Below are 13,358 nucleotides of genomic sequence, written 5' to 3' on the forward strand. Positions count from 1 at the left end.
TTGAAAGATCTGCCTGATTATTATTTCTTCAAACAGGATCAGAATGAACAAATTAATTGTCAGCCTCGTATTATTCTATCTGCTGGTTCTGGCACCTGCTTATGCTCAGACTGTTTACCCTATGCTTGTGAAATCTCATGAAGAATTTCAGCATGCTATTGGGGGGGATGGAGAAGATGAGTGTATTAAAATTCTTGAGGTAAAAGACAAAGAGAAAGGATATTTGTTTTCCGGTAATACACAGGGAGTGGGCGCAGGAAAAAGAGACTTTTATTTGTCAAGAATTGACAGTGTCGGAAAATTGATGTGGACCAAGACTTATGGAGGGAAAGACAATGAATTTGGCGGTTTCGTTGAAAAAACAAATGATGACAATTTTGTCATAGTAGGTTATACTGAAAGTTTTAACAAGGATAATAACCAGATATTACTTATCAAAGTGGATCCAAAGGGAGCTGTTCTTTGGTCTAAAACAATAGGGCTTGATCGAAGTGTGTATGCCACTACGCTTACTGTCGTCAGAGATGGTGGCTTTGTAATACTTGGGGAGACAATCAACAACACAAGTAAAATTAAACATTCGGATATACTTGTTACCAAAACCGATAAGGACGGTAACATTTTATGGAGTAAGATTATAGGGGGTGAGAGAACTGATTATGGATATAGTATCTCTGAAACAATAGACCATGGTTATATTATCGGAGGTGAAACCAACAGTTTTGGAAAGGGTGACTGGGATTTCTATTTCCTAAAGCTTAAGGAGAGCGGAGATATAGAATGGACCAGAGCATTCGGAACGGATTCATCTGATTATGGAAGGGTAGCCAAGCAGGCCCCTGATGGTACTTTTATCTTGGGCGGAACTTGTGTTACAGGGAAGGATGTAGATATGGAAATTGGTCTTGTGCGCGTGGATGCTAATGGTGGTCTTCTCTGGTCGAAGACAATGGGGGGACAGAATGCAGAATATCTTCTGGATCTTATCACGTTAGACGAACTGTCTTTTGCGATAGGAGGCTATACAAGCAGTTTTGGATTGAATCAGGAAGATGCATTTATATGCATTCTTGATTATAATGGAAAAATGAAGTGGATGAAGACCTATGGTGGTCCGCAAGAAGATCATGGAGTGGCTCTCTGTAAAACAACCAATGAAGGAATTATTCTTGCAGGCCAAACAAGTAGCTTTAGTGCGAAAGCAAAGGATGTTATGCTAATAAAGACTACCAGAAAATGGTCGAAATATCAGTGTAATGCAAATGTTGTAGTTCCTACTTCAGAAAAGTTTACTTCTAAAGTATTGTATGGGGGAACTCAAACAGAGGTAAGAATGAATTTATATGATGTAGATATATCGATTTCTGATGTTAAATTCTCGGAAAGAACTTTATGTGTACCTTATTAATATCGCTTAGAATGGCTATAAGTTAATTATTGAATTGTCGTAAGTATGAAACGCTTATTTAAAATATATCTCTTATTGGTGTTGTTGTGCGTTTCCGGCTCAGCATTCTCACAAACAGAGCAATTGATTCAAGTTGCCGACGAGGTTTATAACTTCGGTGACATTAAAGATGCATTGGAGATTTATAAACAAGTACTGGAGCTTGACTCCCTGCATGTAAAGGCTAACTACATGGCCGGTAAATGTTATATTGAAACTATCAGTAAAGAAAAGTCTCTACCCTACTTGCTCAAGGCATATGACCTAGATCACAAATATGCAGCCAATATTCTTTACCTCATCGGACTTTCTTACCATTATAATTACTCATTTGAACAGGCTATAGGTTTTTATAAACAATACATTGAAAAGCTTGAATCTGGGGTTTATAGCAAGGATTATAATAATGACAAGGTCATGGAGGAGCTAAAGAAAACCAACAGAAGGATAGATGAATGTAACACAGCCCTTGTTATGGTTAAGAATCCTGTTCATGTAAAAGTTGAGAATCTTGGTAAAGAAATAAACTCTGAATTCCCTGACTATGCTCCGGTTATTTCTGCGGATCAAAAGGTAATGTTCTTTACATCTAGAAGAAAAGGTAGTATCGGTGGTAACAAAGATAAAGACAACGAATTCTTTGAAGATGTTTACTTCTCTCACGGAAGCAATGGTAAATGGAATGAAGCGGAAAACGTTGGAACAAAAATTAACTCTAAACTACATGAATCAAGCATTGGTCTTAGCCATGATGGTAAGCAGCTTTTCGTTTATGTAGATAATGATAAAAATAAAGGTGATATCTTCTATTGCTTTATTGATGCAAACAATGAATGGTCGTCACCAAAGCCTTTTGGGAAACCTGTAAATTCTGAATTTATTGAGAACGCAATTACAATTTCAGAAGATGGTAACACTGTTGTTTTTAGCAGTAATAGAAAAGGTGGAAAAGGAGGCTTAGATTTATACATTTCTACAAGAAAGAGTAAAAATGCCAATTGGAGCGAGCCTCAGAATATAAGTGCCATTAACTCTGAGTATGATGATGAGTCACCTTATATTACGGGGAAGACACTTTACTTTAGCTCTAAAGGGCATGAGGGTATGGGAGGATATGACCTGTTCAAATCTGAATTTGATTCAACCTCTTCTACATGGAGTAAACCAGAGAACCTTGGTCACCCTATTAACTCAGCCGATGATGATTTTTCTATTGTGGTGGCTGATGGAGGTAAAATTGGTTATATAGCTTCTGTAAAAAAAGAAGGTTTCGGGAACATGGATATCTATAAAGTTTTTTTTGAAGAAAAGCCAAAGGAACAGCCCAAAGAAGAACTAGCTCAAAAGACTGAAGAGAAGAAACCTGAAGAGAAAAAATCTGAAAAGAAAACTCAGTCCCTTTCTCCGAAAAATGAGTTGTTTAAATCTGCTCCCGTCGCTAAAAAGGAAGTAGTTAAGGGATATAAGCTCATCATAAACGTATACGATGCAGTTTCTAAAGATCCTTTGAATGCTTCAATTAAGTTAAATTTTTCAGACCCTAATGCAGGATTGATAGAGGCTAAATGTGTAGCAGGAAAATTTTCTAAAGAATATAAAGTAAAACCATCTTCAAATTTGGCTATTTCTGTTGATTATACCGGTTATGTATTTTCTACAGCCAATGTAGCTTTAAATGATTCTGTTATCACTAAGAGTTTTTATATGGAAAAAATCAAGGAAGGTGTTTCCAGAATTTTGAGAAACATATACTTTGATTTTGATAAGGCTACTTTAAAAAGTGAGTCAAATTCAGAACTTAATAACTTATATAAATTCCTTACAGCAAATGCTGGTGTAAAAGTCAGAATAGATGGACATACTGACAGCAAAGGCTCTCAACAGTATAACAATTCATTATCACAGAAGAGATCTGAAGAAGTAGTTAATTGGCTGGTATCAAAAGGAATATCCAGAGATAGGGTATCAGCAAAAGGATTTGGCGAAAGCAAGCCACTCGCAAGTAACGATGATGAAGATGAAGGAAGAGAACTTAACCGAAGAACGGAGTTTGTCATCCTTGAAAATTCAAGCACAGCAACATCTTTCAAATAATGGAAAGATGTTGCCGTATTTTTACTTTAGTTGATTTTTTCCTAAGGATTATCTTAGCCAATTTAATAATCAAAAACTTATCGGGATGCAGAGGTTGATTTGATAAAAAATATTGAACCTGTTGCTTCTCGGTTTAAACTTTTAACTTAATAATTTCTAGAATAGATAAAAGCTTTGTTTTATGCCTTCTTATTGATCCAAATAAGGAGATTGTTAATTAGCAAGAGTATCTTTTATTTCGGCTGGGTTTTCTCTTGAGAAAGCATTTAGATACCTTTCTACAACTTCGTAAATTACAATTTCAGGCTTTACTTCTTCTATAACTTTATAATCAAAACTATTCCATTGATGATGTCGTTCTGTGACGTTAAAATGATTTGTAAAGAACGGCCTTAAAAACTTGTAATAAGAATCATGAAAGAGGACAATATTTTTTTTTGCCAGGTTTCTGTTGTTGATCAGTTCAAAATTGTATTTATAATCTTTAAAATCCTTTTCAAGGTTTACCATTTCGGCAAGATCATTTCCTCCTACCTCTTCCTGAATGATTTTATAATCTGTAATGGGAATCGGTTTAAGCTCAGGATACTTTGCAGATAACTTGTTAAAGATTTCTGTATAGCCTATAAAGCCTCCATAATGTGTCCAGTGGGAGTCTGTTTTATAATAGAGAAAATGCTTCCCATCTTTTGCTTTGGTCAAAGCTTCTCTTAAATCAATTATATTTAAATCGGTGTTCTTTTTTAAATAGGATAAAATTTGATCTGCGACAGTAACTCCTTTTTTGTATGGGAAATATTCAGGATAGACGGTCTGCTTGTTAGGGCACATGATAATGTAAAAATCAATATTTCTTTTCTTTAGCCATCTTTTTTGAGCTTCCAGGTTATGCTTGATTTTTAAAAGGGATGTATCTGCAATTATTTGCTGACCTGTAAAGCTTTCAATTGCATATCCGTCTCCCTTCCCTGAATAATATAACCAATCATCAGAGCCTTGGATTACAGTAGGTGTAATATTAGTTTCTTTTAAAATTTTTGTTTTTATGTAATAATAAGAACTAATAAGCTCTCGCTTTAATGTTAAAGAATCTGTTAGAAGAGTTTCATAAGCAGAAATCTTTGCTTTAAAGGTTTGTGGCTTTTCTTCAGGGCTAGGGGCTTTTTGATTATTTAATGTATTCAGAAATAATAAACAAGGGATGAAAAGTAATATTGCGAATATCGTTACAAGGAATATATCACTTGTTTTATATCTGTTTTTCATTTCAATATTAAAATCTGAAGTAAATAAATGGATTGTAGGTTCCAGCAATAAGTGAGAGCATACTCAGCACCAATAAAATTATCAAAACAGAAACTCCTGCAAAATCAGCTGTTGTCCGTAAATTCTCATTTTCTCTGAAGAACTTGATTCTCCTTAGCTGTAGCAAGCTTTTGATCACAGGAGTAGAGAAAATCAATCCTGCTATAAATGCCATTATAAAGTCAACATCTCTGAAGGGGATTAAATAATTTTCACTGATAGAGAGTTCAGGGGTAAACATATTTTTCAGATAACTGAATGCAATACTTAGACTGTCTGATCTGAAAAATACCCATCCTATACATATTACAATTAAAGAATAACTGTGCTTAACCAATGATGGCAATCTTTCTATAAAGTTTCCCAAAGAGGTTCTCTCTAATATCAGAAATGCCCCATGCCACCCCCCCCAGACTATAAATGTCCAGTTAGGTCCGTGCCACAAGCCACATAGAAGAAATACAGTAATAAGGTTAAAGTAAGTTCTTAGATTTCCTTTTTTATTTCCTCCCATAGGTATGTAAAGATAATCTCTGAACCATGACGAAAGTGATATATGCCATCTCCGCCAGAATTCTTTTATCGATTTTGAAATGTATGGGTAGTTAAAGTTTTCAGGAAAATCAAAGCCGAACATTTTGCCTAGTCCTACCGCCATGTCAGAGTATCCTGAAAAATCAAAATATATTTGCATGGCGTAAGTAATGATAGCGATCCAGGAAATAAGGAATCCCGCTTCAGCTAAATTTTGAGCAAAAATATAATCTACTGCTCCGGCAAGATTATTTGCTATCAAAACTTTTTTGGCAAGTCCGATGATAAATCTCTTTAACCCTGTGACTATTTTTTTGAATGAATGTTTTCTTTCCGTCAGTTGCTGTGATATTTCCGGATAACGCACTATGGGCCCTGCTACCAGTTGAGGGAAATTAGTAATGTATAAACCCAGGTTTACAATGCTTTTTTGTGACTGTGATGATTTTCTATATACATCAATTATATAAGATAAGGCGTGAAATGTAAAAAAAGATATGCCTAGAGGCAGTGTAATTTTTTCTGCTGCATGCATGCCTGCTAACTCCAATAAGAAGTTGGAATATTTGAAGTAAATCAATAAACCAAGATTGAATATTACAGCAAGAGTAATAGTTGTTTTGGGAGCCAGCTCATCGGGTTTCTCCAGCATTGATGCAAAGAAAAAATTACCCAAAATAGAGACCAGCATCACAAAACTATTCTGCGCTTCTCCCCATATGTAAAATGAAAGACTTGCTGCTAAAAGGAATAGGTTTTTAAATTTTCCCGGTAAAATGTAATATCCCAAAAGGCATATTGGCAGGAAAAGAAATATGAAGACAAGAGAACTAAAGACCATTGTGAATATTTGATTATCAAAGATAATTCAAATGACTCAACGGGCAAAATAAGGTATTTAGTACGGGTTAAAATATCTAATTGAAAGTTTTAAAATGCGTAATTTTTTGAAAGTCAAATAGGCGCGAACATCTATTTTTGTTGGGTAAAATAATAAATTGCTCCTGCAATAATGAGTACAAAGAGTAAAACTAAAATTGTAACAGTTGTCCTTGAGGATTTTCTGGAAGCTTTAAGGCGAACATTCTCAGTTTTGGCAAATTTACTTCCCCATAGTCCTTTTACAGCATATACGACTTTGTCAACTGTTGATTTATCTTTCACAACATAGTCAAATGCACCTGCTGATTTTACTTTATCAATTAAAGCTGTCTCTTTTTCATTGGTAAGAACTATAATATCAGCTTCGGGCTTCCTTTTTTTAATGAGTTTTACTGCGTCGATTATATTAAGATCTGAATATTGCTCATCCAGAATTACTACATCCAGGTCTTTGCCAATATACATATCAAGATCCTTGGCTACAGTGTGTCCGTTTCTGAGTATATTCACCTTCTCATGAAATTCTCTTTTAAGCCTTTCTGTGAGGAGTGTTGAACTCATCTCATCTTCAATAAGCAAAATGTCCAGAATTGTATCCTCAGTCATAAAGTTATGTTTTCACTTTTAACAGAGGGAAATATGAATTGTTTAAATTCTAGGTCAAACTTCTGTTAATACTTTTCTAAGTTCTCTTCTCATAATCTTATTTGAGGCGGTTCTGGGTATATTGGCAACTTTTACTATTTGAGAAATTCTGAATAAGGGATTTAACTGTGATGTCAGTAAATCTTGAAGATTCTTTTTAAGAAGTCCTTCATCCGAAGCCTGATTTTTTTCTGTATAAAAAACCACAAGCCTTTCAGGCCCTCCTGTTATGGGAGCAATTGACACGGCAGCAGTTTCCAGGACCATCGGATGTTTATTGAGGGTTTCCTCTATCTCGATAGCACTTATTTTAATGCCTCCCAGATTCATAGCATCGTCAGTTCTTCCTACACTTTTGTAAAATTTGTAGGGCCCTTCTTGTATTGTTTCAAATGCATCACCATGTTTTCTTAGCACTTCTCCACCAGGTCCGCTCGGCATTTCTTTATAATATTCATTATGGTGATTTCTGTTCAACAGTGTCTGGCTCAAACCGATTGACGGCGGAACAAGAAATACCTCCCCAGTTTCATTGATACTTGCCGGTCGCTTATTTTCATCTAATAGATAATAATTAAGGCCTAATGCAGGAGTTGTAAACATTGAAGGCGAAACAGGTTCACATACTGTGCCTGTAATATAGCCGCCTCCAATCTCAGTCCCTCCACAGTATTCGATTATGGGAGCATTAAAATCTGACATTCCCATAAGATATAGATAATCATCAGCGTTGGATGGCTCTCCCGTAGATGAATACAAACGAACATTCCAGTTAAACTTATTTATAAAATCGTTTTTAATCCAACCTCTTACTACCGATGGTATCGTTCCCATAATAGTAATGCCAGTCTTTTCCGCGAATTTCCCAAATTGTTCTGTAACTGCTGATCCAGTAAATAAAGCTATTGTTGCTTTATTTATTAATCCGGCATATATAAGCCATGGCGCCATCATCCAACCCATTCCTGTGGTCCAAGTTACTACATCTGATTCTTTTATATCAAGGTGAAAATGTCCGTCTGCTGCACATTTGATGGGTGTTGTGTGCGTCCATGGAATCGACTTTGGTTCTTTTGTTGTGCCGGATGAAAAAAGGATATTGGTGATATCGTATGGGTCGCATTCTGTAGAACAAGCAGTGTTTTTTGACAGTAAATTTCCTAATATCAAGTCACCTTCTCGCAGATGTTCTTCCTGTTCCAAAGATACAAGGATGGCTGGTGCACAATCCGATTCTTTCACTTTGTCATAAACATTAAGCGCTTTACCCCCATAGATATATTGATTTACGGTAATGATTGCTTTGGAATTAGTCATCTCAACCCGCTTGCAGAGCTCAACAGGAGAAAAGCTATCTGCAACGGAAACGGCTATCATTCCCGCTTTAACAAGTGCGAGATAAATAGCTACTGCATCAATAGAAAAGGGAAGATAAAGAACGAAGCGATCTCCTCGTCTGAAACCGTTCTCCAAAAGACCGTTAGCGATTCGGTTGGTATATAGATCCAGCTGTTCGTAAGTTATTTTTTTTATATTTTCGCTTTCTTCGCAACCTTCGATGATGGCTGTCTTATTTTTGTCAGCTAAGAAGCAGCTATCTGCAATATTCATTAGAGCTCCTTCCATCCATATGGCCTCTTCAACACCATGAGAGGTATCAAGTATAGACAAATAAGATTCTTTAAATTTTATGCCTGTCCGCTTAACTGCCTTCTCCCAATATAGTCCTCTGAAAGATGATGCCCAACTGAAAAGATCTTTATAATCTTTGCTGCCGCTTTCAGCTATTAGCCATGATAAATTGGATTTTCCAATATCCTTAGCTGATGGAATCCAGGCAATGCCTGCTTTATTTTTCTTATAAAGTTCGTAAAATACCTCTTTCCATAGGTCGATTTCATTACGTGAAAAATGGGCCTGAAGAACGGTTTTCCACCACAAAGCTTTTTCCTCAATAGTGCCTTCCTTTTCAGAGAGAATTTGAAGTTGCTCCCTTTCTTCATCATCCAGAATAGCTGAATATATTTTCATTAAATTCAGTAATAAGTTAAAACAATATTAGAATTGGTTTTCAGGCAAAATGCTCAATTTAGTTTTTAACAAGAATTAAACCATTTTGTCTAACTGTCAGTCAGAAAAAGATCAGTTTTTTCCCTGAAATACTGATTTACGCATTGTTGGTTAGAGGGTTCTGAAACTAGCGAAACAAAAGTGGAAGATAATACTCTGACAAAAACTTTAACTGTATTTTTAAAAGCTTGAAAACTAGAATTATTTTGATTTTTATTTTGTTCCCCAGGATAAATCTTTTGTTTATCTCCCATACAAAGTATTAATTTTAGTTCATGAACGGTTCCGAAAAAAAACTTTTTCTCCTGGATGCAATGGCCTTGATTTACAGGGCTCATTTTGCTTTCAGTAAAAATCCAAGAATAACTTCTACAGGTATAAATTCCAGCGCAGTTTTTGGTTTTACCAACTCTCTTCTGGAAGTTTTATATAAAGAAAAACCTACGCACATTGGCGTTGCTATTGACACAGCCGGGCCGACATTCAGGCATGAAAGTTTTGTTGAATATAAAGCCAACAGACAGGAACAACCTGAAGATATTACCATAGCAATTCCTTATATAACCAGGCTTTTGGAGGCATTTCAGATTCCTCTAATCGGCATCCCAGGTTATGAAGCAGATGATGTGATTGGTACATTGTCGTCCAAGGCCTGCAAAGAAGGCTATACTGTTTATATGCTTACTATGGATAAGGATTATAGTCAGCTTGTGAACGACTGTGTATATCTCTATAAGCCGTCCTATATGGGCAACGGGCACGAGGTTTACGATGTTGCTCGGGTTCTTGAAAAATTCGGTATTAAAAGAGTTGATCAGGTAAGAGATATTCTGGGTTTAATGGGAGATAGTGTTGACAACATACCAGGAATTCCTGGTATTGGAGAAAAAACGGCCCAGAAGCTAATTGCAGAATATGACACCGTTGAAAATCTTATAGCCAACGCAGACAATCTGAAGGGTAAGCTGAAGGAAAATGTGGTGAACTTTGGCCCTCAAGGTATTCTTTCGAAAGAACTTGCTACAATTCACTGTGATGTGCCGGTTGCATTTGATGATGAGTTGTTCAGATATAAGGAACCTCTGAAAGAAGAATTATCGAAACTTTTTGATGAACTTGAATTTAAAACTCTGAAGAAAAGAGTTTTTGGAGAAGACGCTTCTGCGGTTCAGCAGGCTTCTTCAGGGAAATCTACAACAAAGGTAAGTCCGACCGGACAAATGTCAATGTTCGGGAATACTGAGGAGGAAGTCTTGACTGAAGAGCAAGTAGAAGGAAAAGTCTTCTGTACTATAAAAGATACTGTCCATGATTATAGAGTTATAGATACTCCTGAACTTATAGCTTCTTTGGTTTCTTATCTGAAAGTACAGGATGAGTTTTGTTTTGATACAGAAACAACCAGTCTTGATGCTGCAGAAACAGACCTTGTCGGGCTCGCTTTTTCATACTACAAAGGGGAAGCATACTATGTCCCGGTACCGCAGAATTTTGAAAAGGCTAAGGCCATTGTGGAAGCCTTCAGAGATGTTCTTGAAGATAAAAAGATCACAAAGATCGGGCAGAATCTGAAATTTGATATCCTGGTTTTAAAAAGGTACGGTATAGATGTTGATGGTCCTGTCTTTGATACAATGCTTGCTCACTATTTGATTGAGCCTGACATGCGTCATAATATGGATTTCATGTCAGAACATTATCTTAATTATTCTCCTGTTTCTATTGAAACCCTGATTGGAAAGAAAGGTGTAAAGCAAAAGAATATGAAAGATGTTCCATTAAAGGACATTGCAGAATATGCAGCAGAAGATGCTGATATTACCTTGCAACTGAAACATATACTGCAGCCTATTCTCAAAGAACAGAAAACAGAAAAGCTTTTCGGTGAAGTTGAAATCCCATTGTTGACTGTACTTGCCGATGTAGAAAGGGCGGGAGTAAAGATCAATCCTGATGCTCTGAAGGAGTTTTCAAAGCAGCTGGATCTGGAGCTGCTAGATATTGAAAAGAGTATTTTTAACCGCGCAGGATGTGAGTTTAATATAGCTTCCCCTAAACAATTGGGAGAGGTATTATTTGAAAGACTAAAAATTGACCCTAAGGCGAAAAAGACGAAGACCGGGCAATATGCAACAGGAGAAGAAGTGCTTTCCAAACTTGCACCAGAACATCTTATTGCTCAGGAAATCCTCGATTACAGAGAGCTTCAAAAATTGAAGTCTACCTATGTGGATACGCTACCACTTCTTATCAGTAAAGTTGACGGAAGGGTGCATACTTGCTATAATCAGGCAGTAGCGGCTACGGGAAGACTGAGCAGCACGAATCCAAACTTGCAAAACATCCCTATCCGTACGGATAGAGGAAAAGAAATAAGAAAAGCTTTTGTTGCCAGAGACAGCGACCACTTGATTTTATCAGCGGATTATTCTCAAATTGAACTTAGAATAATGGCTGAGTTCAGTAAGGAAAAGAACATGATCGAGGCTTTTCAAAAAGGAATTGACATTCATACAACTACTGCAAGTAAGGTATATAAAGTTAGTTTGGATCAGGTAACATCTGATATGAGAAGAAATGCCAAAATGGTAAATTTTGGAATCATTTATGGTATTTCTGCTTTCGGTCTTTCTCAAAGGCTTGATATTCCTAGAAAAGAAGCAGCGGACATCATAGACGCATATTTCAACGAGTTTCCTGCCATCAAATCTTATATGGATGAGGTTATCAACAAAGCTCGTGAACATGAGTATGTAGAGACAATCCTTGGAAGGAGAAGGTACTTAAGAGATATCAATTCCAGAAATATCACCCAGAGAGGTTATGCGGAAAGGAACGCCATTAACGCTCCTATTCAAGGAAGTGCTGCTGATATGATAAAAGTTGCAATGATCAATATTCATAACTGGATGAAACAAGAAAACCTTAAGTCCCGCATGATTATGCAGGTGCACGATGAACTTGTTTTTGATGCTCATAAATCAGAGGTAGAAGTCTTGAAATTGAAGGTTGAAGAGTTTATGAAGACAGCTCTTCCTATGTCTGTTCCTATGGAGATTGGTATAGGTGTAGGAGAAAATTGGCTTGAAGCGCATTGATGGATGTTTCCAAATGTATTGGTGTTGCTTAATTTAGGATTTAATAAGAATTATAAATATAAAGTTCTCCTATAAATTGATATCAGGAGGACTTTTTCAAAAGATGAATAGAATAGTAAAGTTAAAGCCAAAGAAAGAAAAGGCTGTATTGAACAAACACCCTTGGGTCTTTTCTGGTGCAGTGGCTAAGGCAAATGCAAAAGATGGAGATATCGTTGAAGTTGTAGATGCAGATAACAGATTCCTTGCTTATGGATTTTATTCCTCAGAAAGCCAGATAGTGTGCAGGTTGTTTGAGTGGGATAAAAGCAATGATAAATTTGATGAAACATATTGGGCTGGAAAAATTGATAGAGCACTTCAGTTAAGGAAATCAATTATTGATTTTAGCTCAACAAATGCTTATCGGTTACTTCATGCAGAAGGCGATTTTTTGCCAGGTCTTATCGCAGATGTTTATAAAGATACTTTGGTATTGCAAATAAGCATTACCGGGATAGAACAAAGAAAGGAGCTATTTTTTGATATATTCAAAAAGGCTGGATATTCTTCTATTTATCTGAGATCAAGCGGGAGTTCAAAAAAGAATTTAGATGTGAAGTCGGAGGGTGTTTGGATTGCCGGAGAAGATAAAGGCCCTTTTGAGGTATTGGAAAATGGACTTAAGTTCATGATAGATGTTGTGGAAGGCCAGAAGACAGGTTTTTTCCTTGATCAACGTGATAATCGTGAATTGTTAAAACGTTTTTCCTCTAATAAAAAAGTTCTCAATGCATTTAGCTATACAGGAGGATTCTCTGTCTATGCACAAGCCGGAGGAGCAGAGGAAGTACATTCTCTTGATATCTCAGCAGATGCAGTGAAAGGTGCCGAAGACAACGTTTTATTAAACTTTCCAACTGCGTCTCATAAGTCCATTGTAAAAGATTGTTTCGAATTTTTAAAAGAAATGCCGGAGAACTACTATGATCTCATCATTCTGGATCCTCCTGCATTTGCTAAGTCTGCAGCAGCTGTTGATAGAGCCGCAAGAGGATATAAAGACATAAACATGCGTGCATTCAGAAAGATTAAAAAGGGAGGAATGCTTTTCACTTATTCATGTTCTCAGCATATAACTAAAGACTTATTTCAAAAGATCATTTTTGGGGCTGCAGCGGATTCAGGAAGGAATGTGAGAATTCTATTTCAGTTGCATCAACCAGCAGATCATCCTGTTAACCTTTATCATCCGGAAGGGGAATATTTGAAAGGTCTTGCTTTGTGGTTGGAGTAGTTCGTTG

Annotated in this window: 8 protein-coding genes; 4 read left to right on the plus strand and 4 right to left on the minus strand. The window is 36.5% G+C overall.

The features are described 5' to 3' along the window. Positions 1–43: 43 nt before the first annotated feature. A complete protein-coding gene (locus tag J7604_RS17420; RefSeq protein ID WP_293898251.1) occupies positions 44–1,408 on the plus strand; it encodes a hypothetical protein in 1,365 nt (454 codons plus the stop codon). 45 nt (positions 1,409–1,453) lie between these two features. Then, positions 1,454–3,541, plus strand: a complete 2,088-nt coding sequence (locus J7604_RS17425) for an OmpA family protein (RefSeq protein WP_293898254.1) — start codon at positions 1,454–1,456, stop codon at positions 3,539–3,541. Between the two features lie 213 nt (positions 3,542–3,754). On the opposite strand, the gene J7604_RS17430 is transcribed toward J7604_RS17425, so the two are convergent. The 4 genes from J7604_RS17430 to J7604_RS17445 all read right to left on the minus strand — a co-directional run bounded on the left by J7604_RS17430 (position 3,755) and on the right by J7604_RS17445 (position 8,938). Continuing rightward, positions 3,755–4,807: a hypothetical protein gene (locus J7604_RS17430; protein ID WP_293898257.1), complete on the minus strand. Its 1,053-nt coding sequence runs from the start codon at positions 4,805–4,807 to the stop codon at positions 3,755–3,757. A gap of 7 nt (positions 4,808–4,814) precedes the next feature. Beyond that, on the minus strand, positions 4,815–6,221 hold the full coding sequence (locus tag J7604_RS17435; RefSeq protein WP_293898260.1) for an MBOAT family O-acyltransferase: 1,407 nt from the start codon (positions 6,219–6,221) through the stop codon (positions 4,815–4,817). A gap of 131 nt (positions 6,222–6,352) precedes the next feature. Then, the gene (locus J7604_RS17440; RefSeq protein WP_293898263.1) at positions 6,353–6,868 is read right to left on the minus strand and encodes a response regulator; all 516 of its coding nucleotides are present in this window, start codon (positions 6,866–6,868) and stop codon (positions 6,353–6,355) included. A 54-nt stretch (positions 6,869–6,922) separates the two neighbouring features. Next, entirely contained in the window at positions 6,923–8,938 is a 2,016-nt protein-coding gene (locus J7604_RS17445; RefSeq protein ID WP_293898266.1) for an AMP-binding protein, read from the minus strand. Positions 8,939–9,252: 314 nt separating this feature from the next. On the opposite strand from J7604_RS17445, the gene polA reads away from it, so the two are divergent. Continuing rightward, the gene (gene polA / locus J7604_RS17450) at positions 9,253–12,075 is read left to right on the plus strand and encodes a DNA polymerase I (protein WP_293898269.1); all 2,823 of its coding nucleotides are present in this window, start codon (positions 9,253–9,255) and stop codon (positions 12,073–12,075) included. Between the two features lie 103 nt (positions 12,076–12,178). Beyond that, positions 12,179–13,351 (plus strand): class I SAM-dependent rRNA methyltransferase, encoded by a 1,173-nt coding sequence (locus tag J7604_RS17455; protein ID WP_293898272.1) that lies wholly within the window; start codon positions 12,179–12,181, stop codon positions 13,349–13,351. The last annotated feature ends 7 nt before the right edge of the window (positions 13,352–13,358 follow it).

Source organism: Sporocytophaga sp., from assembly GCF_017745095.1.
Classification (GTDB): domain Bacteria; phylum Bacteroidota; class Bacteroidia; order Cytophagales; family Cytophagaceae; genus Sporocytophaga.

What these genes read in the sequence shown, in the direction of transcription:
- J7604_RS17420 (WP_293898251.1), top strand. Translation starts at nt 44, where the DNA reads ATGAACAAATTAATTGTCAGCCTCGTATTATTCTATCTGCTGGTTCTG.
- J7604_RS17425 (WP_293898254.1), top strand. Translation starts at nt 1,454, where the DNA reads ATGAAACGCTTATTTAAAATATATCTCTTATTGGTGTTGTTGTGCGTT.
- J7604_RS17430 (WP_293898257.1), bottom strand. Translation starts at nt 4,807, where the DNA reads ATGAAAAACAGATATAAAACAAGTGATATATTCCTTGTAACGATATTC.
- J7604_RS17435 (WP_293898260.1), bottom strand. Translation starts at nt 6,221, where the DNA reads ATGGTCTTTAGTTCTCTTGTCTTCATATTTCTTTTCCTGCCAATATGC.
- J7604_RS17440 (WP_293898263.1), bottom strand. Translation starts at nt 6,868, where the DNA reads ATGACTGAGGATACAATTCTGGACATTTTGCTTATTGAAGATGAGATG.
- J7604_RS17445 (WP_293898266.1), bottom strand. Translation starts at nt 8,938, where the DNA reads ATGAAAATATATTCAGCTATTCTGGATGATGAAGAAAGGGAGCAACTT.
- polA (WP_293898269.1), top strand. Translation starts at nt 9,253, where the DNA reads ATGAACGGTTCCGAAAAAAAACTTTTTCTCCTGGATGCAATGGCCTTG.
- J7604_RS17455 (WP_293898272.1), top strand. Translation starts at nt 12,179, where the DNA reads ATGAATAGAATAGTAAAGTTAAAGCCAAAGAAAGAAAAGGCTGTATTG.